The sequence below is a fragment of the Trinickia sp. genome (assembly GCF_051953405.1).
In the GTDB taxonomy this organism is placed as follows: Bacteria; Pseudomonadota; Gammaproteobacteria; order Burkholderiales; family Burkholderiaceae; genus Trinickia.
In genome coordinates, this window is the sequence record NZ_JBQCIV010000150.1 from 36,553 (window position 1) to 58,433 (window position 21,881).

15 protein-coding genes are annotated in these 21,881 nt (G+C 64.0%); 5 read left to right on the forward strand and 10 right to left on the reverse strand.

Features of this window, described 5'->3' with window-relative positions:
- Positions 1-3 precede the first annotated feature (3 nt).
- Entirely contained in the window at positions 4-720 is a 717-nt protein-coding gene (locus ACTHN9_RS26875) for a GNAT family N-acetyltransferase (protein ID WP_440539864.1), read from the reverse strand.
- A gap of 128 nt (positions 721-848) precedes the next feature.
- Between ACTHN9_RS26875 and pdxR the strand changes: the two genes are divergently transcribed.
- Both pdxR and ACTHN9_RS26885 read left to right on the forward strand, forming a co-directional pair.
- Positions 849-2,348 (forward strand): MocR-like pyridoxine biosynthesis transcription factor PdxR, encoded by a 1,500-nt coding sequence (pdxR, locus tag ACTHN9_RS26880; RefSeq protein WP_440539865.1) that lies wholly within the window; start codon positions 849-851, stop codon positions 2,346-2,348.
- Positions 2,349-2,421: 73 nt separating this feature from the next.
- The gene (locus ACTHN9_RS26885; RefSeq protein ID WP_440539866.1) at positions 2,422-2,703 is read left to right on the forward strand and encodes a hypothetical protein; all 282 of its coding nucleotides are present in this window, start codon (positions 2,422-2,424) and stop codon (positions 2,701-2,703) included.
- Here the strand turns inward: ACTHN9_RS26885 and ACTHN9_RS26890 are convergent.
- Positions 2,700-4,217, reverse strand: coding sequence for a tetratricopeptide repeat protein (locus tag ACTHN9_RS26890; RefSeq protein ID WP_440539867.1), 1,518 nt, complete (start codon positions 4,215-4,217; stop codon positions 2,700-2,702). The genes ACTHN9_RS26885 and ACTHN9_RS26890 overlap by 4 nt on opposite strands.
- A gap of 101 nt (positions 4,218-4,318) precedes the next feature.
- Complete coding sequence (locus ACTHN9_RS26895; protein ID WP_440539868.1) at positions 4,319-4,669, reverse strand: VOC family protein; 351 nt, start codon at positions 4,667-4,669, stop codon at positions 4,319-4,321.
- 233 nt (positions 4,670-4,902) lie between these two features.
- Here ACTHN9_RS26895 and ACTHN9_RS26900 point away from each other — a divergent pair, with 233 nt between their 5' ends.
- The gene (locus ACTHN9_RS26900) at positions 4,903-5,205 is read left to right on the forward strand and encodes a hypothetical protein (RefSeq protein WP_440539869.1); all 303 of its coding nucleotides are present in this window, start codon (positions 4,903-4,905) and stop codon (positions 5,203-5,205) included.
- Between the two features lie 31 nt (positions 5,206-5,236).
- On the opposite strand, the gene egtD is transcribed toward ACTHN9_RS26900, so the two are convergent.
- From egtD to ACTHN9_RS26915, 3 genes are all read right to left on the reverse strand, one after another.
- Positions 5,237-6,259, reverse strand: a complete 1,023-nt coding sequence (gene egtD / locus ACTHN9_RS26905) for an L-histidine N(alpha)-methyltransferase (protein WP_440539870.1) — start codon at positions 6,257-6,259, stop codon at positions 5,237-5,239.
- Positions 6,243-7,469: an ergothioneine biosynthesis protein EgtB gene (gene egtB / locus ACTHN9_RS26910; protein WP_440539871.1), complete on the reverse strand. Its 1,227-nt coding sequence runs from the start codon at positions 7,467-7,469 to the stop codon at positions 6,243-6,245. The genes egtD and egtB overlap by 17 nt, the downstream gene beginning before the upstream one ends.
- 88 nt (positions 7,470-7,557) lie before the next feature.
- Entirely contained in the window at positions 7,558-8,511 is a 954-nt protein-coding gene (locus ACTHN9_RS26915) for a DUF72 domain-containing protein (protein WP_440539872.1), read from the reverse strand.
- A 300-nt stretch (positions 8,512-8,811) separates the two neighbouring features.
- On the opposite strand from ACTHN9_RS26915, the gene ACTHN9_RS26920 reads away from it, so the two are divergent.
- Together ACTHN9_RS26920 and ACTHN9_RS26925 are read left to right on the forward strand one after the other, a co-directional pair.
- On the forward strand, positions 8,812-9,501 hold the full coding sequence (locus tag ACTHN9_RS26920; RefSeq protein WP_440539873.1) for a BPSS1780 family membrane protein: 690 nt from the start codon (positions 8,812-8,814) through the stop codon (positions 9,499-9,501).
- Between the two features lie 77 nt (positions 9,502-9,578).
- Positions 9,579-14,048 carry a DEAD/DEAH box helicase gene (locus ACTHN9_RS26925; RefSeq protein ID WP_440539874.1) on the forward strand — a complete coding sequence of 1,490 codons (4,470 nt, stop codon included), beginning with the start codon at positions 9,579-9,581 and terminating at the stop codon, positions 14,046-14,048.
- Between the two features lie 15 nt (positions 14,049-14,063).
- Here the strand turns inward: ACTHN9_RS26925 and ACTHN9_RS26930 are convergent, their stop codons facing one another.
- The 4 genes from ACTHN9_RS26930 to ACTHN9_RS26945 are packed head-to-tail and all read right to left on the reverse strand — an operon-like array spanning position 14,064 to position 21,863.
- Positions 14,064-17,633, reverse strand: coding sequence for an ImcF-related family protein (locus ACTHN9_RS26930; protein ID WP_440539875.1), 3,570 nt, complete (start codon positions 17,631-17,633; stop codon positions 14,064-14,066).
- A complete protein-coding gene (locus ACTHN9_RS26935) occupies positions 17,630-18,919 on the reverse strand; it encodes a hypothetical protein (protein ID WP_440539876.1) in 1,290 nt (429 codons plus the stop codon). Before ACTHN9_RS26935 ends, ACTHN9_RS26930 begins: the two co-directional genes overlap by 4 nt.
- Positions 18,920-18,922: 3 nt before the next feature.
- The gene (locus ACTHN9_RS26940) at positions 18,923-21,166 is read right to left on the reverse strand and encodes a hypothetical protein (protein WP_440539877.1); all 2,244 of its coding nucleotides are present in this window, start codon (positions 21,164-21,166) and stop codon (positions 18,923-18,925) included.
- Positions 21,066-21,863 carry a hypothetical protein gene (locus tag ACTHN9_RS26945; protein ID WP_440539878.1) on the reverse strand — a complete coding sequence of 266 codons (798 nt, stop codon included), beginning with the start codon at positions 21,861-21,863 and terminating at the stop codon, positions 21,066-21,068. Before ACTHN9_RS26945 ends, ACTHN9_RS26940 begins: the two co-directional genes overlap by 101 nt.
- Positions 21,864-21,881: the final 18 nt, after the last annotated feature.

Consider the following 21,881-nt stretch of genomic DNA (forward strand, 5'->3'; position numbering starts at 1 on the left):
CGGTCAGCGGTCGCGCCGGCGTAGCGCGTCGAGCGAGTGGCGCTGCCGGCCCTGCTCGTCGAAGTTGTCCGCGGCCAGCCACGCTTGGAACGCTTGCTTTTGCGCCGGCCACTCGCTATCCAGGATCGAGAACCAAGCGGTGTCGCGGCTGCGGCCTTTATAAACCACGGCCTGCCGGAAAATGCCCTCGAATTGGAAGCCGAGCCGCTGCGCCGCCTTGCGCGACGGCGCATTCAAGCTGTCGCATTTCCATTCGTAGCGCCGATACCCGAGTTCGTCGAATACGTACGCCATCAACAAGTACTGCGCCTCGGTGGATAGCGGGGTGCGCTTGAGCAACGGCGAAAACGCCACGAAGCCGACTTCGATCACGCCGGACTTGGGCTCGATGCGCATCAATGCCAACGTGCCAACCGCTTTTCCGGTCTTGCGATCGACAACGGCGTAATGCCTTGGATCGGTACTGCGCGCGGCGGACTCGGCGTGGCGGCGAAAGTCCTCGATTTCGGCAAACGGCTCCACGGGAAGATAGGTCCAGTCTCGGCCGTCGGGTGCCGCGCGATACGCCTCGTAAAGATCTTGCGCATGCCGCTGCGCATCGAGCGGCTCGATGCGGCAATACGGGCCTTCGAGCGTCACCGCGCTCGGCGCCGGGCGCGGCGACCAACCGGGGACGGGCGCCCCGATGGGTTGGCCGTATTCGTTCGTGAAGATGGACATGGAAGCTCCCAAGTTGCGTCGTCGTGCGAACACTCTAAAATGGGGCGTGGCTCGCACAAAAGAGCCACCTACTCCCTATTTCATGGTGCCACGATTGGCCGTGGCCCGCTTCCGAGTCGACCGCTCGCATGCCACCGTTCGATGAATCCGCCGGCCCCGTGCTGGACCTGCTGCGCCAAACGCCCCTTGTCAGGGATACGCGCGGCGCGTCTTTGCAACGGCAACTGCATCAGCGCATCCGCGACGCAATCTTGGATGGCCGCTTGCCGTCGGGTTGCCGGCTGCCTGGATCGCGCACGCTCGCCACAGCGCTCGGCATTTCGCGCAATAGCGTCACCGCCGTCTACGAACTGCTGGGTGCGGAGGGTTATATTGCGCTGAGCCGTCAAGGAACGCGTGTCAGCACGCTCGATCGCCCCGCCGAACGAACGCGCGGACGGGAGGCCCGGCAGGCTGCGGCGCCCGAACTCGCGCGGCGCGCCGCACGCGTACGCGACAGTTTGCTCAATGCCGGCCAGGACTTGCCGTTTCGCCCGGGCGTCCCCGCGCTCGCGCGGTTCCCTTTGAGCGCTTGGCGAAACTGTCTCGACCGTGCCGTTAGGCGCGTCGGAACGGCCGGCCTCTGGTACGGCGACCCGCAGGGCGAACCCGCGTTGCGCGCAGCCATCATGCGGCACCTCGCCGTCGCCCGCGGCGTACGCTGCGAGCCCGATCGCATCGTCATCACCGAGGGGGCGCAAGAAGCCCTTTCGCTATGTGTTCGGCTCGTGACGAATCCCGGCGATAAAGCCTGGATCGAAGACCCCGGCTACCGAGGCGCGCGTACTGCCATGCTCTGCGGCGACCTCGACATCGTTCCGATGCGCGTCGACGAACAGGGCTTGCGGATTCCCGACGAGGCATGGGCTGCACACACGCCACGGCTCGTCTACGTCTCGCCGTCGCATCAATATCCGACCGGGGCCGTACTCACGGCCGCGCGCCGGCTCGATCTGATCGGCCAGGCACAGCGATACGGCGCCTGGATCGTAGAGGACGACTACGACAGCGAGTACCGCCATGCGGGCGAACTCGTCGGCGCCATGCAAGGCCTCGTGCCGAACGCACCGGTTCTTTATGTCGGCACGTTCAGCAAGACGCTCTTTCCTTCGCTGCGCCTCGGATTCCTCGTGTTGCCCGAAACCCTGGCCGCGCAAGCCGGGCCGTTGCTGAAGGAATCGCTACGCGGCGGTCATCGCTTCGAACAGCTCGCCTTGGCCGAATTCATCGAAAGCGGGCAATTCAGCCGTCACCTGGGGCGGATGCGCCGCTTGTACAAGCGGCGGCAGGACGCGTTGCGCGCGGCTTTGAAGCGCTACCTCGACGTCCCGCACGTTGTCGCCGGCGGCAACAGCGGCATGCACTTGACGATCAAGCTACCCGCCGATTGCAGCGACGTTCGCATCGCTCAGGCTGCGCGCGCGTTGGAGATGGCGCCGATGCCGCTATCGCGCTTCGCTTCGTGCCCGCTGCCCGAAGATACCGGGCTCGTGCTCGGCTACGGCAACACCTCCGAATCGTCGTTTGTCCCGCTCGTTCAGAAGTTGGCCAGCTTGATTCGCGACGACCTGCGCTTGGGGCACGCGTGAGCACCACGTTTCGAGCGCGCGCTCCGACTGCGTACAATACGCGCTCACCGATCCAACCCGCAGGACGTACGCCATGGCAATGAAGAAATTCGACCTTGAAAAGAACAAGGCGCTAAAACTGACTCAATCCTTGAAGCAATCGCAGTCGGAACGGTTCGGCAAAGGCGCCGAGCAAGCGCCGGCCAATCGCCGCGAACAACGCAAGCTCGACCAGGCGAAAGGCCTCGTGCCGTTCGCCTGCAAGCTCGATGCGGAACTGGTCGCGCAGTTGAAGGAGCGCGCCGCCGCCCATCCCGAAGGCATGAATGGGCTGATCGACGCGCTGTTGCGGCAGGCGTTGGCAACCGCGAACTAACCGCGCCCCGTCGACTTTTCTAAACAATCGCTGGCGATTCGTTCGACAACGCTCGCCCACTCGCCGGGATGCGCTTGCCGATACAAGCGCATCGTCGCGGGATACCAGGGCGAATCGGTCCGCCCGCGCACCCAACGCCAATCGAGCCCGATTGTGGGCAGCATCACCCAGCACGGCTTGCCGAGCGAACCGGCAAGGTGGGCCACGGCCGTGTCGACGCAAACGACCAGATCGAGCTGGGCGATCAACGCCGCGCTATCGGCGAAATCCGCGATGTCGGGTCCCGCATCGAATATCGCCGGCCCTGCCGCGATCGCACGCGCTTCGGCTTCGGCCTGCCCCTTCTGCAGGCTGACGAAGCCGATACCCGGCACGTTCAGTAACGGCCTCAGCGTTTCGAGCGACGGCAGCGATCGATGGCGATCGTTACCGTGGCCGGCGTGGCCTTTCCATACGAGGCCCACTTTGAATCTGGAGAGCCCGGCGAGCTTATGCCGCCACGTGTCGACGAGCGCGGGATCGGGCTTCAGATAAACGGCCGGAGCAATCGAGTCGAGCGTGGTGCCGAGGCAATGGGCAATGCTGAGCGGCAACGTCCAATAATCGTGAGGGGCGCGGGCAAGCTCGGCATCGGCGTCGACCACCGCGTCGATCATGGCGAGCGTCTTGAACAAGCGATGCAGCGCCGGTGCGCAGGCCAAGGTGATCCATGCCGCCCCTAGCGCCTTGAGCGAAGCGAGGTATCGGCCGAATTGAATCATGTCGCCGAAACCCTGCTCTTGCCAAACGAGCACCGCCTTGCCCTGCAGCGGCTCGCCGCGCCATTGCGGGTACGACACGTTCGGCGGAAACGCCGTACGATCGGTGAGCCGCGCATCGTAACGCGCCTCGAAGCGTGCCCAGCCTTCCTTGAAACCGCCTTGGCTCAGCAACAACGCGCCCAGTTTGCAATGGGCGTCCGCGTAGGTCGGATCGATGGCTAGCGCCTTCCTATAGGCCGCTTCCGCTTCGGTCAGGCGACCGAGTTCGACGAGTACGGTGCCGAGGTCGTGCAGCTGGACCGGGTGATCGGGAAGCGCCGACAGCGCTTGCCGGCAGGCTTGCTCCGCATCGGCGAAACGGTCGCAAGCCTTCAGCAGCGCACACAGGTTGTGGTGGGCGTCGAGATAGCCGGAGCGTAGGGCCAACGCCTGCCGGTAACATCGCTCCGCCTGCGCCCACCGTTCGAGGCCATGCAGCAATACGCCCAGGTTGTAAAGCGCCTGAGCGAATCGCGGGTCGGCCTCGATCGCCCCTTGCCAATATCGCTGCGCATCGGCTTTGCGCTCCAGCCGCATAGCGCAGGCCGCGGCCAGATTCAATGCCTGCGCGCGAGTGGCGCGCGTGGCCTCGCTCGCTGCCAGCAGCGGCTCGAGCGTCGCGAGCGCGTCGGCTAGTTGGCCGCTCTCATAGAGAGAAACGGCCGCATCGTATCGGGCCGCGTCGGTCAGCGAAGGCAACGCTTGCTCGTTCATATGTCGTCTATTCGGCGTTTTCTATCGGCCGTCTATTACCGTAACAGATCGACATTTTACGCAGCCGGATCGGGACGACCCGCCCCCAGGCTCGCCGCCCGCTACGCGTGGCAGGTGCACAATTCGAATTCGTGCCCATCAGGGCTGCGCAAGACGATGCTCTTCATGTTCTCATCGTCGAGACCGTCGACGACGACCATCGCCCCGCTCGCTTTCGCCCGGTCGAGAAAGGTGAGTAGCGCGGTTTTCTCGAACTCGAAAACCGGCACCGCGCTGCTGCCGTCGAACGGGTCGCCGAAATCGTTGAGCAGTAGCCCGAGGCGCACCTCTCCCACGGCGAATTCCGTCCACTTCTCCGATTGACGGTGCGGCGCACGTTCGAGCACTTGCTGCCAAAACGACGCGGCTTCGCCCATATTGCCGACTTTCAGGTAGACCGTTCTGATCTTCACATACCCTCCGGATCGAGTTCGATGCGGAATCTATCAGACCGGAAATCGAATGTCATTCGCCAGAACTGCCTACCCGCGGCGGGCGCGTCCAGCGACGCCACGTCCGTGCATTTGCACGTAATACGGCGTTACCAATCTCGCACGCCACTTTCACATGTATCGCGACCGCGCCCCTACACTGGGCTCGTCTTCCCCAGAGAACGAGCGCAAGCAAGGCGCAAGGAGTCACTATCATGAACAAGAAGATCTTCGCTGCAGCGATCGGTGTCGGTATCGCGGCGCTCGCGATGTCCAAGGCAGCGTCGGCGCATGTCGACTTGGCCGTCGGCATCGGTATTCCGGCTGCGCCCGTCTATGTGGAACCGCAGGTTGCCTACGCGCCGCCGCCCGTCGCCGTCGGCTACTGGAACGGCGACGACGGATGGCGCGAGCGCGAATGGCGCCGTCGCGAGTGGCGCGAGCACGAATGGCGCGAACACGAGTGGCGCGAGCACGCGTGGCGCGAGCATCACGGCTGGGGCAGGGACGACGACTAATTCGCCCCGAACCGGTGAGGCGCGCCAGGTACTATGACGCGCCCGCCCCGCCCGCCGGACTTTCGAGCCAATGCACGCTGAACAAGCTTGCTTCGTCGGTCCAGACGGGCCCCGGCCGAAAACCCGCGGAAGCGGCCAGCTTACGAAAGCCTTCTATCGTGAACTTGTGAGAGTTCTCCGTATGAAGGCTTTCTCCTTGCGCGAAGCTGAAATCGCGCCCCGCCACATGAACCGTCTGCGCACATCGGCTCAGCAAATGCATTTCGATCCGGCACCGGCGCGGATCGTAAAACGCATAGTGCGCGAATTGGCGCACATCGAAATCGGCCGATAGCTCCGCATTGGCCCGTCGCAGCAAATTCAAATTGAACGCCGCCGTCACGCCTTGCGCGTCGTTATAAGCGCGATGCAGCGTTTGCGGGTCTTTGACGAGATCGACGCCGACGAGCAAGCCGCCGCCCTCCAGCAGACGAGCAGCCAGCCGTAAAAAGGCCATCGCTTCGTCGCGGTCGAAATTGCCGATCGTCGAACCCGGGAAAAAACCGACCCGCCGGCCCGTCGATGCATCCAGCCCCGACAGCTGCGCTTCGTTCATGTAATCGGCCGCGATCGGACGGACCTGCAGCCACGGACATTCCGCGTGAAGACGACGCGAGGCCTCTTCCAAATGCGAGGCCGAGATGTCGATCGGAAAATACCGGCGCGGCAGCGCTCGCGCGTCGAACGAACGCAACAGAATGCGAATCTTTTCCAGCGAGCCCGCGCCGAATTCGACCAGGTCCGCTTGCGGCCCGACCACTTCGGCCATTTCTCGGCCGTGCAACTCGAGGATGCGCCGCTCCGTACGAGTCGGATAGTACTCCGGTAAGTCGCAAATGCGATCGAACAAGGCCGAGCCTTGTGCGTCGTAGAAGTATTTCGGTGCAATGCTGCGCGGGCTCTTCGACAATCCGGCGAGGAGATCGCGACGGAAATCGTCGTGCGTATCGGCATCGGCGCGGACGTGTCGTGGAGGCGCGCCCGTCAGCGCCGCTGCGTCAGTTGTCTCGTACAAGGCGAACTCCCGTGAATTGCCAGCGAGCCGCCGGCGGGAAAAAGTTGCGATACGTGCGACGCGTATGCCCCGCCGGCGTTGCGATACTGCCGCCGCGCAGCACTTGCTGCCCCACCATGAACTTGCCGTTGTATTCGGCCGCTACGCCGGCCAATGGGCGAAACCCCGGGTAAGGGTCATACGACGAACGCGTCCATTGCCAGCCATGCCCCGTCATCTGCTCGATGCCGGGCGCGTCGAACGCCGCCTCCCATTCGAATTCGGTCGGCAGCCGGGCCCCCGCCCATTCGGCATAGGCCGCCGCCTCGTAAAAGCTGAGGTTCGACACCGGTGCGTCGGGATCGAGCGCCTGTAGCCCCGACACGCCGAACACGCGCCAGTTCCCCCACTCGTGCGCCGCCCCTTGGCCGTCTTCGGAACGGACCCAGTAGATCGGCGCCGACCATCCTTCGCGCCGAACGGTGGCCCAGCCGTCCGAGAGCCAAAGCTCGGGGCGCTCGTAGCCTTGGTCGGCGATGAACGCAGCGTATTCGGCACACGTGACCAATCGGTTCGCGATCTCGTAGGGCCTTAGAAGAAAGTCATGTCGTGGCCCCTCGTTGTCGAACGCGAAGCCGCGACCGTCATGCCCGATTTGCACGACGCCGCCTTCCTGACGCAGCCATTCGAGCGGGGGCGCACGTTTGCGGCTCGGTACGGCCTCGCTTGCGTCCGGCCGGTACGCGGGCTGAAGCGGGTTGCACGACAGCGCATGGACGATATCCGTGACGATCAGCTCTTGGTGCTGTTGCTCGTGATGTAAGCCAAGCGTAATCAGCGGCTCGATGCCGGCCAGCTTCTCGGGAGGCAACTCGCCGAAAAGCTTCGCCATCGACAGGTCGACATGACGCCGATAGGCGTGCACCTCTTGCAGCGACGGCCGCGTCAGCAATCCCCGCTGCGGGCGGGCGTGGCGCGGCCCCAATGCTTCGTAGTACGAATTGAAGAGATAGGCATAACGCTCGTCGAATGCGCGGTACCCGGGCAGATGCGGCTTCAGGACAATCGTCTCGAAGAACCACGTCGTATGGGCCAGATGCCATTTCGTCGGGCTCGCATCCGGCATCGACTGCACGCCTTGGTCCTCGGCCGACAACGGCTCCGCTAGCGCGAAGCTATGCCGCCGAACGTCCTCGTAAGCGCGCTGCAATTCAGATACGACGAGGGTCATCGGGTCGCTCCTATCGGTAGAAAGAGGCCAGCGGGCAAGGCGGGCTGTCATCGCGATACGCGTCTCGCCACGCTCCGAGCGCACCACTTTAAGGGGTTTTGCGCGCCGCTGCACGGCGGCGCGCCGCCCGCCGCGGCCGGTTCCGGTTGGGCTCCGCGGTAGGCAATGCGCCCGCGCCGACGCCAAGCCGCTCCATGAGCCGTCGCGCGTCGAACGGCGCCTCCACCTTTTGGTCGTTGTCGAAATAACAAAATACGTCGCGTGGCGCCCGCTTGGGAAGTGTCGCGGACACATGCTTCGCATCCGCGGGCTCCTCGCCGACCGACCACGCCCGAATGCGTTCGGCCCATCGATCGAGCGCAGGTTCCGCATAAGCGCCGCTATAGCGCGTTTCGGTGCCATGCAAGCGCATATGAACAAAATCGGTCGTCACTTCTTCGAAATACGGCCACCCGGCCACGGAATCGGAGATCACGAGCGACGCCTGGTGGCGGCGCAAGAGCTCGGCAAACGCGCCCACGCAAAAACTCGCGTGGCGCACTTCCACGGCATGACGCAATCGCCCGCGGCGCTTCGCGTCGAACCACGGTGCTTTGACGCGTGCGTCGTGCCTGCGCGCCAACGCTATCGCATCGTCTGTCGTTCGAGGCAGCAACGACAAAAATCGTTCGAGCCGCGTCGCATCGAACGGGAAGTTTGGCGGGAATTGCCAGAGAAACGGGCCGAGTTTTTCCTCGAGCGCCAACACCCCCGAAGCGAAAAAGTTCGCGATCGCCGGTCCCGCGCTTTCGTCACGAAAGCGCAACATGTGCGTCAGATAGCGCGGCCCTTTCACGCTGAAGACGAAACGCTCGGGCGTCGCTGCATACCACGACCGGTAGCTGCCGATCGTTTGCAGCGCGTAGTGCGAGCCGTTGATTTCGATCGTATCGACGGCGCGCGAAGCGTATTCGAGTTCGCGTGCCTGCGCCAAGCCCTTCGGATAAAACACGCCGCGCCAGGGTGCGTAGCGCCAGCCCGATATGCCGATATGAATGGTCATCGCCCGGTACCGTTTAAATCTCGCGGTTGCCAGCAAGGCGCGTACCCGGCGATGGCCGCGAACGCCTGCCGATACTATCGATATCCGCTGCGACCGTTCGCGCCAGGACGCCGTCGCGCACCCCGGCTCGGCCATCGCGTACGATTTCGGTCTGGCAAATGGGAGCCGGGGGCGATCGCCCCCCGCGCGCCTTGGCGCACCGGTTCCCAGCCCGGGCCGAACAACCGCGCGATAATGGCCGGCTGGCCGGATGCTGGCCTTTCGTTTTCTTTCCTTCCTTTCAATTGGGAGCGCTATTACATGCATATGCGCGCGGTCGCCGCCCGTCAAGGTTCGCAATGGATCGCAGAAGGTTGGACGCTGTTCCAACTGCGCCCGGCCACCTGGGTTCTGCTTGGCGTGATCGATCTGCTCTTGACAGCCGTCCTTTACGAACTGCCCTATGCGAGCGATCTGACCGCTGTCTTCACCGTCCTTTGGACAGGCGGCATGATCTGCGCCATAGAACGTTGCCGTACGACGGGCACCGCCGGGCTGGCCGATGTGGTGCGCGGTATCCGCACGAATTTCCAGCCGCTGTTCGCCGCCGCCGTGTTCGGCTTACTGATCGCCATCGTCTGCGATCTGACCGGCGATCGGGCGTTGAGCGCGCTGCAACTCCTTGCGTTCGGCGGAGCGGGCAATAGCCACTCCGTCGTCGCGCTGATCGCGGGCGCAATCTATTTGACGGCCGCGGTGATCGGCACGATGGCGCTGTGGCTCGCGCCCGCATTGATCGTGCTGAACGGCGCCACGCCCGCCGACGCGCTGCGCGCGAGCTTCGCGGCAACCTGGCGCAACGGATCGGCCGCGCTCGTGTACGGCCTTATCGTCGCGGGTTTGATGGTGGCCTGCGTCTTGACGCTCGGCGTGGCGTTGCTCGTCGTCGCGCCGCTCGTCTATTTGTCGACGTATGCGGCGAGCCGCGACATGTTTCCGCTCGAGCGCTAGCGCTTGCGAGGCGACGTGCCGCGAGGCAAGGCGAGCCGAAACGATGCGCGGGCCGAACGAGCGAACTTGAGAACGCGATGTCCCATCCTCATATCGACGACATGAACGCTCCCTCGAACGCTAGCGCGCTCGCCTCGTTCCATCCCGCCGTCACCGCATGGTTCGAATCGGCCTTCGTCGCGCCGACCGACGCACAAACGCGCGCTTGGCCGCATATTCGCGCCGGCGAATCGACGCTCGTGGCGGCGCCCACGGGATCGGGCAAAACGCTGACGGCTTTCCTCTGGGCGCTCGACGAACTCGTGCGCGACGGCCTCACCCACGGCGGCGCATTGCCCGACGAAACGCTCGTCGTCTACGTCTCGCCGCTCAAAGCGCTTTCCAACGACATCCACGCCAATCTCGATCGGCCGTTGGCCGGCATCGGCGATCAGCTCGAGCGGTTAGGCTTACCGCGCATCGACATCCGCACCGCCGTGCGGACAGGCGACACCACGCCGACGGAACGCAATGCGCTCAAACGGCGCCCGGCGCACGTGCTCGTGACGACGCCCGAATCGCTCTATGTCCTGCTCTCCTCCGATTCGGGCCGCCGCATGTTGGCGACGACGCGCACGGTCATCGTCGACGAAATCCATGCGATGGTGGGCAGCAAGCGAGGCGCGCACTTGGCCCTATCGCTCGAACGGCTCGACGCGCTGTGCAAACGCCGCCTGCCGCGCATCGGGCTGTCCGCCACGCAAAAACCGATCGAAGCGGTCGCGCGCTTTCTCGTCGGCACCCATGAAGCGGCACGATGCGCGATTGTCGACGTGGGCCATCAACGCGCGCGCGATCTCGCCTTGGAACTGCCGCCCGTACCGCTCGAAGCGGTCATGGCGAACGAAGTGTGGGAGCGCGTCTACGATCGCCTGGCCGAACTCGCGAGCCTGCACGCCACCACGCTCATCTTCGTCAATACGCGACGCATGGCCGAGCGTGCCGCACGCCATTTGACGGATCGGCTCGGCAAGGATGCGGTCGCCGCGCACCACGGCAGCATGTCCAAAGCGCACCGGCTCGATGCGGAGCAACGCCTCAAAGGCGGGACGCTGCGTGTGTTGATCGCGACGGCTTCGCTCGAACTTGGGATCGACATCGGCGATGTCGATTTGGTGTGCCAACTCGGTTCGCCGCGAGCGATCGCACCGTTTCTGCAGCGCGTCGGGCGCTCGGGCCACCAAGTGGGCGGCATGCCGAAGGGGCGCTTATTTCCGACCTCGCGCGACGATCTGATCGAATGCGCGGCACTGATCGATTGCGTGAGGCGCGGCGAACTCGACGCGCTCGCGCTGCCGCGCGCGCCGCTCGACGTGCTCGCCCAGCAGATCGTGGCCGAGGTGGCGTGCGAAGAATGGGGCGAGGACGCCCTCTTCGCTTGCGTCAAGCGCGCCGCCCCCTATGCCGAACTCACGCGCGAACAATACGACGCTGTCTTGCGGATGCTCGCCGAAGGCTACACGAGCCGTCACGGCCCGCGCGGCGCTTACCTGCACCGCGACATCGTCGCGGGGACGCTGCGCGCAAGGCGGGGCGGGAAGATGACGGCGGTGACCTCGGGCGGGACGATTCCCGACAACGCCGATTACGCCGTGCTGCTCGAGCCGCAGGGCTTGAACATCGGTACCGTCAACGAGGATTTCGCCGTCGAAAGCCTAGCGGGCGACGTCTTTCAACTCGGCAATACGTCGTACAAGATCGTGCGCGTCGAACCGGGCCGCGTGCGCGTCGTCGACGCCGCGGGACAAGCGCCGAACATTCCGTTCTGGCTGGGCGAGGCGCCGGGCCGCAGCGACGAACTCTCGGCCGCGGTAGCGAGACTGCGAGCGCGTGTCGATGCTTTGCTCGGCACACCCGGTCAAACGTCGGCCTCGGCCGACGAAAGCCCTTCCGCGATCCAAACGCGCGCTGTCGCCGCCTTGATGCAGGAGCTGATCATCGACGAAAGCGCGGCGCGCCAGATCGTCGACTATCTCGCTCGTGCGCGAGCGGCGCTGTCCGTCTTGCCCACGCAACGCACGCTCGTGATGGAGCGGTTCTTCGACGAATCGGGCGGCACGCAACTCGTGATTCATGCGCCGTTCGGCAGCCGCGTAAACCGCGCTTGGGGCCTCGCGCTTAGAAAGCGGTTTTGCCGAACGTTCAACTTCGAATTGCAGGCGGCCGCGACCGAGGATGCGATCGTTCTATCGCTCACCGGTAGCCACAGCTTTGCGCTCGACGAGGTATGGCGCTTTGTGCGTTCGGCGAGTGCCGAACATGTCTTGATCCAAGCGTTGCTGGACGCGCCGCTCTTTAACGTACGGTGGCGCTGGAACGCAGTCACCTCGCTCGCATTGCCGCGCTTCACGGGCGGGCGCAAGACACCGCCGCAATTGCAGCGCATGAAAAGCGAAGACTTGCTCGCGGCCGTCTTCCCCGATCAAGTGGCGTGCCTCGAGAACATCGTCGGCGAACGCGAGTTGCCGCGGCATCCGCTCGTCGATCAAACGGTCGACGATTGCCTGCACGAAGCGATGGACTGCGAAGGATGGCTTGCCTTGCTGCGGCGGATGGAACGCGGGGAGGTCGAACTCGTGACGCGGGAGCTGCCCGCGCCCTCGCCGCTCGCCGCCGAAATCCTCAATGCACGGCCGTACGCCTTTCTCGACGACGCGCCGCTCGAAGAGCGCCGCACGCAGGCGGTGCTGTCGCGTCGCTGGACCGATCCCGAGGATGCGTCGGATCTCGGCGCGCTCGATGCCGATGCGATTGCGGCGGTGCGCGACGAGGCTTGGCCGCAAGCACGCAATGTCGACGAGATGCACGAGGCCTTGATCGCGCTGGCCTGCATCGACGAAACGGAAGCGCGGACGCGCGAGCATTGGCTGCCATGGCTCGAATCGCTGGCGAGTTCGGGCCGTGCGACGCGCATGCAGGTGGCGCAGGACGAAGCCCTGTGGCTGCCCGTCGAACGATTGACTTGTCTGCGCGCCGTCTATCCCGATGCGGCCTACGCGCCGAGGTTGACCCCGCCGAAGGGCTTCGACGAGGACTACTCCGCCGAAGCCGCGCTTGTCGAGGTCCTGCGCGCGCGGCTGTCGGGGCTGGGCCCCGAGCCGGTGCCGACGATTGCGCGGTCGCTTGCGTTGCCCGCATCGGATGTCGCGGCGGCACTCGTGTCGCTGGAGAGCCAGGGCTATGCGATGCGCGGGCGATTCAGTCCTGGCGCCACGCAGGACGAATGGTGCGAGCGACACCTTCTCGCCCGTATCCATCGATACACGATCAAACGCCTGCGGCGCGAAATCGAGCCTGTCGAGCGGGCCGACTTCGTCCGTTTCTTGATCGAGTGGCAGCGTCTTGCACCGAGCGTCCGCGGGATGGGACGCGACGCGCTCGCGGCTACGCTCGAGCAACTCGAAGGCTTCGATGCGGCGGCCGCGGCTTGGGAAGAAGAGATTTTGCCCGCACGGCTGCGCGATTACACGGGCATCGCGCTCGATGAACTGTGCCGCTCGGGCAGGTTCGTTTGGGCCCGCTTTGCCGCCGATGGCAAGAGCGCCAGCTCGCCGGTTCGCACGACGCCGATCGTCCTGTTGCCTCGGCGCGCCTTGCCCGTTTGGCACGCACTGGCCGATCGGCGGGCGGATCGGCCCGAGGTGCCCGACACCGCCACGCTTTCGCCGCGTGCGTCGGTGTTGTTCGATGCGCTGTCGCGGCACGGCGCCATGTTCTTCGACGAATTGCTCGGCGTAGCCCATGCGTTGCCGCTCGAAGTGGAGGCCGCGCTGGGCGAACTTGTCGCGGCGGGGCTCGTCAATGCCGATAGTTTCGCAGGGCTGCGCGCCCTCATCGCCCCGACCGTAGCGCGTCAACGCGGGGCACGGGGTTCGACGCGGCGAGGCGTCCATCGCGGCGCATGGATTGGCGGCATGCAGGACGCGGGGCGCTGGGCATTGCTGCGGCGGCCCGGCCTGCCCGATCGGCCGGCGGCGCAACAGACGGAGCGCGCGCCGACCGCACCAACGAATGGCACGCCGTTATCGCGCGCCGGTTCGGATGCGCTGCCCCCCGATGCGATCGAACACGTGGCGATGGCTTTGCTGCGCCGCTATGGCATCGTGTTTTGGCAATTGCTCGAGCGAGAGGCGGCTTGGCTGCCCCGCTGGCGCGAACTGCTTCACGTATTTCACCGGATGGAGGCGAGAGGGCTGATTCGCGGCGGCCGGTTCGTGAATGGGTTATCGGGCGAGCAATTCGCGCAGCCCGAAGCGCTCGCCTTGCTGCGTGAGGTGCGCAAGCGCGAGCCGGATGGGCAATTCGTTTCCGTGAGCGCCGCCGATCCGCTCAATATCGTCGGCACCGTGCTGCCCGGCGAGAAGGTACCGGCGCTAGTCGGCAATCGCATCGCCTTGCGCGACGGCGCATGCGTCGCTACGCTGATCGCCGGGCAATTCGAGTTCGACGCGGCTTTGACGCCCGCCGAACGGGAGGCGGCGCGGGTTTGTTTGGCGCGGCGGGGGTGAGCGCGAGGCGCAGCGTTACTCGGCCGGCGTCAGCATGCCCGGCGGCAAAGGCGTCGCGGCATGCGCGGCCGCCTCGATCGCCGATGCGGGCAACGGCGGCGGACCGGTATCGGAGCGCTTCCGCCCTGCTTTCGCCTCACCCGTTATAAAAATCCGAGGCGGCAGCGTGAAGTGCCTGAGCCGCAGCACATCGAGCGGCCCCGCGCCTGCCGCGCTACGCAGCTGCACCTTGAGCGTCGCGTCTTGGCTGGTATCCGGTGTGAAGGACACCAGATAACGCGAGCGGTCCTGTTGCGAGACTGTGGCTTGCTCCAGCAGGCGGATCAGGCCGAATTGGCCTTGCGAATCTAGTGCCGTGCGCAAGCCGCCTTGGGCCGTCTGCCATTCGATGCGCGATCGGTTCTCCAACGATTGTCCGGGCCACTCGAACGGCATCCACTCCTGCTTCTGGTTGAAGTAGTGAAGTTCGCGCCCGGACGATACGAGTTTCATTTCGGTGACACCGGGTATCGGTACCGCCTGGAGTTCGTATCGAATCCGCGCATCCCCGAATGGAAAGAGCACAGTCGCGATCTCGCTCAGCGTGTTCAATCCGGCGAGGAACGCCGGATCGATCGTCAGCGCGCCATCGTCCGCGCCTTGCGCCGCCACCCATCGGTCGCCCTGCCGTTCGACCACGCCGGCGAGCTGCGTCGTCACGAATTGCGCAATCACCCCGTTGTCCGGCTGCATGAAGCGCGCCATATCGGGCAGCGAGGCGTCGTTGTCGGAATCGGCGAATGGGTAGCGGCCGCCGAAGCGTTCGTTCCAGTCCGCCACGATGCGCCCGCGCCAGATCTCGTTCAAGCTCGACGCAGCGGGCTGGACGACGACGCCCCAGGTCTGTTCGAACGGCGCCCGAAACACCGCGCCAAGTCCGGCCCACTGCTCGCCTAGGCTCGCGGCGAGCCGGCTGGCATAGTCGCGACTATCGGCGAGATCGGACGTCTTCCCCTGCAATACCGCCTGTGCGACCAAACGCGCCCGCGCATCGGGGTCGGCGCTCGACACGATCTGCGACACCTTCAGGCGCATCGCCGTCGTCCGCTCGAGGTACCGTGCCAAACTCAGGTCGCCGGTGACGGTCGGTTGCGCGGTGGCCTTGGCGCTGGCAAGTGCACCCGATACCAGATCGCTCCCAGTCAGGCGCAAAATTGGACCGAATGCGTCGGCAAGCGGCGCAGGCTGGGGCTGCGTTTGCTTCGACGGATCCTTTTCGTTTGCTCCAACGAGTTGCTGCGCCTTGTTGATTAAATTGTCGGCGAGCGAATGCAGATTCGCGCCGGTGCTCGCTTGATAGGCAACGACGCGCATCAAGGCCACAAGCGGCGAGCGCTGAGGATCCCCCAGCAGCGCCAGTTGGTCGGCGGTGGCCGACAACGTCGGTGCCGGCTGCCAGCGCAGGCTGTTGAGAAACACTGCCCAGGCCCGCGCGTAATCGGCGAAGTAACGACGGCGTAGGTCGGCCTTCAGCGTCGAACGCGTCGGATCGCTCGCTGCACTCGGCCCTGGAAGCGGGTCCGACGAAGACGCCGTACCGTTCGATGCCTGCGGCGCCTCGGACAGCACCCAGTCTCCCGCGACGTTTCGCTGTTCGCTCGCTTCGTCGATCGCTTTCGAAATCCGCTCGTCCCAGGCGGCGTGCGTGAAGACGCCGGGCACGGTCGCTGTGGTATTGAACAGACCACGGCTCGTGGTGTCGCCGAGCAACGTCGCGAGCGAGACCGGGGGATACTTCAACTTCGCGTCCTCGAGGATGTCCTGGTAGAGCGCATCGGTCGAGTTTTGAATACCCCGGACACTAATCACGGTCTGGCGCGCCGAGGCGACGAGGCCGGCGTCCGCCGTCATGGCGGGCAAAACGCCCCGACTCAGGTGATCCGAGAAGAAGGCAATGGCATGTTCGCGCAGGTCCTTCCACGTGCCGGCCGATAGCGACGCGTTCGCCGGACGAACCGGTGCGGCGGAGGCGACCCAGTGGGAGGTCAGAAATGCGGCCTCCGAGCGGTCCGGCCTCGACAGCATCAAGTAAGCCTTCAGCGTGTCGTACATGGCTTGGACCTGCGCCGCGCCGCCGCTGGCGATCTCTGCGTCCGACAAGGCGGCGAGCCGTCGCAGGCGCGCCTCTAGCTCGCGCCGGAACGGCGCGACAAGGATCCGGTTCGCGGCGTCGGCGTAACTTGGCCATAACGCGTCGAGCAGTTCGCCGTCACGGTTGAGGCCGAATCGAACCGTCCACGGCGCACCGTCGCGCTGATGAATTTCAAGCGTGTCCAGTTGGCGGTCGAACTCGTCGAGCACTCGCAGAGCCTGGGTAGGATCCCCCGTGGCCGATAGTTGGGATAGTTGTGCGACGGTGTCGGCTGCGCGCTGCGCTGTCGCGCGATTGGCAGATCCCGACAGCACCATGCCGCCGATCCAGCAACCGGCCAGGCCCGCTGTCAGCCATGCCGCGGAAGTCGATAGCGAAAGGCCGAAGCGACGGCCTCGAATGGTGCGGCTGTGTCCAGCGATGGTTTCCCAGATCGCTCGGTGTCGAACGACGTGCGCCGGTACGTCCTCATTCGCCTGCACGACTGCCGGCGGCGCCAGTTCGCGATCGTCGAACAGCGGCGCGAACAGAAGACCGTGAACCGCGTGGCGCCACGCGTGCGACCGGGCAGTTTGCCGCACTAGGGTCGACAGCGCGCTTTGGTGCGACTCGATATGGTGCGAAAGTTCGGCCGGATAGCGGTCGAAAGCATCCTTCGTCAAACGTACGACACCGGCATCCGCCAGGTTCTCGATCAGGCTTTGCAACGACGCGTCGATTTCCTCCGGCTCCGTGCGTGCGTTCGACCACGTGAAACCGATAGACTCGTCGGGACTCGATGTCTCGCTATCGAAATCCGTGACGTTGAGCAGATACGCGGGAGCGGCCCAGCGCAGAGCGCGCGCGTGGCGTGCGAGGCGTTGGACGAGATCGTCGGCGTCGAATGGTTTGCCTGGGGCGCTCCGGCGAAGCGTTATCGCCGCGATCGCATCGACCGGGCAACGACGGCGCAAACGCCGGATCTGATCGAGCCATTCCCACTCGAGCGCATCGTTGGTTTGCTTCGCGTACAGGAGGACCGTGCTGCCGGTAACAAGAAACCCCTTATCGGCGAGCCCAGGAGCGAGGCGTCTGACCAACGCCTCATCGCCCGCGACAACTAGCCATCGATCACGATAGCGCCAGCGCCAGCCGTGGCGGTCGGCGAGCGATTGCTTAAGGGCTGCTGCCCGCGACCGAGCGTGGTCCAACTGTCCCGCTGTGGCGGAGCGATTCCCCGTCGTACGGTTGCGCACCCATCGTTGGACGGCCAGCCACGCGAACGTGGGATGCAGTGAATCGCTGAGACTGAATGCCAAAAACAGGACGACGAAGACGACACACAGGCCGGCGATCGCCGGTCCCCGATGGGCATCGGCGATCCCCACCCAATGGGGCCGTAACCAGATGACCAAGCCTGGAAGAATGACGCAAACGAGCGTACCGAAAAGATCGAGTTTGAATGTCCTGTTCATACTGAAGTACGTGTCCCATCCAGTTCGCAATCGCCGCTCGCCACGACGGCAACGACAGTCGATTCGTCGCAGCGTTGCGCGACGAGTTGGGGTGTTGCGGTTTGCTCGGCGCGAAGCGCGGCGCACGTCGCAGCTAGCCACCCGGACGAACTGCCGGCCCGCCCGATCGTTCGGTCGAGGTCGAATTCGCCGATAGGCGTCTTGCGCGGCTCGCCGCGCTCGACCTGGTTCAACCCGACGCGCAGCGCCCCGATCGTTTGCGCGTCGAACCCGGTGAGCCAGGCGTCCCCCAGTGCATGGAATTCGGTTTGCCCCCACCTCAGGGCATACGTCAGCGCATGGTTCAGCTCCGCGTTGGCGGAATGCAACGGACGGTGCAGCGAGGCAATCGCGCGCAACTCGTGTCGATCGGCAAGCGCGGGCAATGTCACGAGCAGACCGACACCGGCCTCCGCAGTACCGTCACGCGGGTCGGCATCCAGCACGGCGCTTAACGATACGGACACGAGCAACACGACCGAGCGATCCAGCCGAGGCGCCCCCTTCTCGCCGTCGAGCCAGCCGTCGACGATGAACAGATCGCGCGACGCGCAGACACGTTCAGCGTGCGTCTCTCTCAACCGATGGTTGCGCCATTGCACCCGCCAAAGTTCGACCGGATCCGCTTCTCCGACATAACCGCTGATATCGAGCAAGACATGAAGCCGAGCCTCGATCTGCGGCGCAGCCAACGACGCTTTCAGATCGAGCAATAGCTTGTCGTAAAGCCATTCGAGAATCAGCGTGTGACGCTCGGCATCGTCCGCGGCTAGGCGCGCCTCCAGCGGCTGAAACCACCGTGCGGAGGTCGAGGCGTCGGCCTCATGAGTGGACGCCTTCGGCTCGAGTTCGATGCGCTTTCCGACGATGCGCTCGATGTCGCTATCGGCGTCGTCTTCCGTCACTCGCATTGCCGCACCGAGGATTCGCAGCGGAACGCTTTCCTTCGCGAACGCTTGCTCGGCATATCGCTGGGACGCGGTATTCCAAGCGATCGCTTCGAGACGGCGCGCTTCGTAGACGCGAAAAACGCGCGAGACGACGAATCCGGCGATCCCGATGGGAAAGACGGCGACGCACGTCCAGAACCACGCCGTATGGGTTGGTTCGTCCGCCGGCCAGAGCAGGAGCACCGCAAGGATGCCGACTAGCATCAGGATAAAGAACGCTACCGTCCAAACGAATCGAGACGGTGGCGTATCGGGCACCGGTCGTGCCGGCGGAAGCGAGGCGAAATCGAGGGCCATCGTTCAATCGTCCTTGCCGGTCTCGGTCACGCCGAACGCATCCGTCGCTCGCGTCCGGAAGTACAGGCTCGACGAGAGGAGGTGGTCGTGCCAGCTCGTGAGCATCGTGTCGTGAACCAGCAAATCGAATAGCGCCATCACCTTCGGAGGAAGCGGATGGGAACCGCTCAAGCCCATCTTCCACGCTTGCAGCAGCGCTTCCTGGTCGGGCGACATCGCCGCTGCCTCCATCAACTCGGCGGCCAGCCGCGGATCGGCCCCCCACGGCATATCGTTGCCCTTTGCTTTGCGCCGCATGTTGTCGGCGGACTCGCGCAAACCCGCTTCGTAGGACTCGCGCTTCGTCATCGCCTGCGCCTCGCGCTCGATGCGCTCCCAGACGCCTTCCGAGGGGCGGTGCTTCTCGATGCCCGCGGCGCGACCGGCCTCCATCTCCGGCAAAATCGAGTTCTGCCAACGAACCAGGGCTCGGTCGTGCGTCGCGCTATCCGCCGGAGGTTTCCGGTTCCTGACCTCTAGGTAGGCCGCTTCGGCCTCCTTCATCTCCTTTAGCCGCGCACGGTGCTTGGCTTCCAGCGCCGCGGAGCGGGTGGCGAGGGCCGAGCGGAATTCCGGCGAGCGATATCGCACGGCAATCCATCGCAGCAAGACCTCCATATGCGCGCGGAAATTCAAGCCGGGGGTGCGAGGGACGATCTCGCGATACGCGTCGATCAATTCGCCGATCTTATAGGTGGTTTTGCCCGCGGGGAGCGGATGGGATAGGGAGAATTTTTCAAAGGTTTCGGGCTTGTACTTGAATTGATCTTCCATCCCATCGACGACTACCCCGTGCGATAGCGCCTCGTACAGCATGTCGCGCAAAACGACGCGCTGCAGCTCGGCGCGGACGCCCAGTCTTCCGGCCGGTGCGCCTCCCGTAATGTCCTCGCTGGTCCCCGGATAAAGATACTGAATGCCGCGTGTCTGCTCCAGACTGTCGAGCCGCTGGTAAAAGCGAAGCTCGTGCGCGGCCGCAAAATGGACGCAATGACCAACCGACTCGGGCACGCCAAGCATCTGATCCCCGTAGTTCGCCTTGATCAAGTTGAGAACCGGCACGATGTCGAGCAGCTTGTTTTCTTCCATCAACGACGACACCGCGTCGAACAACCCAAGGAACTTGATTTCGATCTTCACGGGCTTGCCGTTGGGATCCTTCGGGTCGACGAACGCAAGCGCCTCGCTATCCTCCTGTTGGTATGTTTCAGTTAGTTCGTTCGCCAGTGCTCGAGCGAGTACGCCACCGCGGTCGGCTCCGAAGATCGAGACCTGAATGCGCTGGATCTTGGGCACCTTCAGCTTCGTGTCTTCGATCGCCTTTTCGAACTGCTTCTTGGCCGCGGCCAGGCGAACTTCGACACCCGTTCCGAACAGTCGCGCTACCGCGCGGTTGTCTCGGCACCATGGGATCGAATCCAGGCCCAAGCCGCTGAATACTTCCTTCGCGGCGCTCCATCCCGCTGTAAACGGGTTTTGCTTAGCGTCGTAGAGAATCGCGCGCACCGCGGCCCGTCCGCGGCGCACTAAGCGTCCGTTGACGGTCATCTTCAGGACACGGCCTATGTTGCCCGGTGCCGCCTTTATCTGGTCGACCAGGTCGGTAAAGGATTCGACCAAAGGACGATAGGAAAACTCTTCGAGACTCTGCTTAGCGCCATCCATCAGAGCGCCCTCCGGGTCGATCGAAAGACGGTCGACACCGGTCACCTTCTTTCCGATGTCGATACCCTTTTCCTCGGCGATCGTTGTGCTTTCGCTGGCGACCTTGGCGAGTGCGGATGTGACCAATCCTTCTCGGGCATCCTTGTTCAGTTCAGTGCCAAGGCCGGAGTAGTAGAAGCGATACCAGAATTGATTGGGAACTTTTCCTCGACGCTTGTCTTTGTTGTCGCGATGAGCTTCCCAGAGCCGACAGACATTGGAGTATCGCGATGTAGCAGGATCGTCATGATCGCGATGACGACCAAAACCGTCGAAGAAGAAGCCAATATGTACGACTGCGCCACAAGGAATACAGGCGTCGCTTCTGTACGCATTTCGCTTCTCGCCGAGTGCCGCCAACACCCATCGGGGTGTCCGGTCGGCGGAATCGAGTTGAGTCGGTTCAGCCACGTTCAGCTCCATTGCGTGCAGAGTCAAAATGATTGGACTTGATTTCCCGAAAAACGACATCGGGCAACTTCTGCATGGCCTCACCAAACGCACCAGCCTTTCCCACTGCTTCGCGGAGAATGCGTTGCACGGCCGGATGCTCATCGAACCTAGGGTTCACCAGCAACGTGTAGTAGACGTATTGTTCGAGGTCGACGGAATCCGTTAGCCGGTGTTTTCGCCACCCTTGCGCCGCGACTCGTGTTGTCCTCCTAAATGCAGCAAACTCGTCAAGATCATCAGGATTGGCCGCATTTCCATACGTGGATTGAAACCAATAGTCCACCTCTGCATAGTCAATTCGACTACCACTCAGATCCTCCCGAAATTCAAATTCGACGTGATCGTCAGGATAAAAGTGCGCCGCTAGCATTACCTCCCCGGCGCCGCCTGGTATCTTTTCCTCTGGGAAGTACACTTTCGCTGTTTTATGGATTTTTCGCAGCGGTGCGTAGATGTCCGTGATCTCGTCGATGTCGTAAACCTCCCAATCGACTGTGAACTCTGTCCCCTTCAACGTGTAGCAACAACTCACGCTACCTTCGCCCGACCCTGGCGGTAGATCGCCTCCTCCACCCGCTGTGTTGCCATACTTGTCCCGAATCGTAAAACGACTCAGATTGAACGGCATGTAGTTCATCCCCGAGACGCTAATCCCGCGATAAACCGGCTCCGACGCGAACGAATCGCATCCCATCACCGCAACCGCGGTGGCTACTAATATGAACCATCGTTGAATCTTCAGCATCATTGCCTAGCACCATCCGAA

Excerpts from the sequence above, each read along its gene's own strand:
- ACTHN9_RS26875 (WP_440539864.1), bottom strand. The coding sequence starts at position 720 with ATGTCCATCTTCACGAACGAATACGGCCAACCCATCGGGGCGCCCGTC.
- pdxR (WP_440539865.1), top strand. The coding sequence starts at position 849 with ATGCCACCGTTCGATGAATCCGCCGGCCCCGTGCTGGACCTGCTGCGC.
- ACTHN9_RS26885 (WP_440539866.1), top strand. The coding sequence starts at position 2,422 with ATGGCAATGAAGAAATTCGACCTTGAAAAGAACAAGGCGCTAAAACTG.
- ACTHN9_RS26890 (WP_440539867.1), bottom strand. The coding sequence starts at position 4,217 with ATGAACGAGCAAGCGTTGCCTTCGCTGACCGACGCGGCCCGATACGAT.
- ACTHN9_RS26900 (WP_440539869.1), top strand. The coding sequence starts at position 4,903 with ATGAACAAGAAGATCTTCGCTGCAGCGATCGGTGTCGGTATCGCGGCG.
- egtB (WP_440539871.1), bottom strand. The coding sequence starts at position 7,469 with ATGACCCTCGTCGTATCTGAATTGCAGCGCGCTTACGAGGACGTTCGG.
- ACTHN9_RS26915 (WP_440539872.1), bottom strand. The coding sequence starts at position 8,511 with ATGACCATTCATATCGGCATATCGGGCTGGCGCTACGCACCCTGGCGC.
- ACTHN9_RS26920 (WP_440539873.1), top strand. The coding sequence starts at position 8,812 with ATGCATATGCGCGCGGTCGCCGCCCGTCAAGGTTCGCAATGGATCGCA.
- ACTHN9_RS26925 (WP_440539874.1), top strand. The coding sequence starts at position 9,579 with ATGTCCCATCCTCATATCGACGACATGAACGCTCCCTCGAACGCTAGC.
- ACTHN9_RS26930 (WP_440539875.1), bottom strand. The coding sequence starts at position 17,633 with ATGAACAGGACATTCAAACTCGATCTTTTCGGTACGCTCGTTTGCGTC.
- ACTHN9_RS26935 (WP_440539876.1), bottom strand. The coding sequence starts at position 18,919 with ATGGCCCTCGATTTCGCCTCGCTTCCGCCGGCACGACCGGTGCCCGAT.
- ACTHN9_RS26945 (WP_440539878.1), bottom strand. The coding sequence starts at position 21,863 with ATGATGCTGAAGATTCAACGATGGTTCATATTAGTAGCCACCGCGGTT.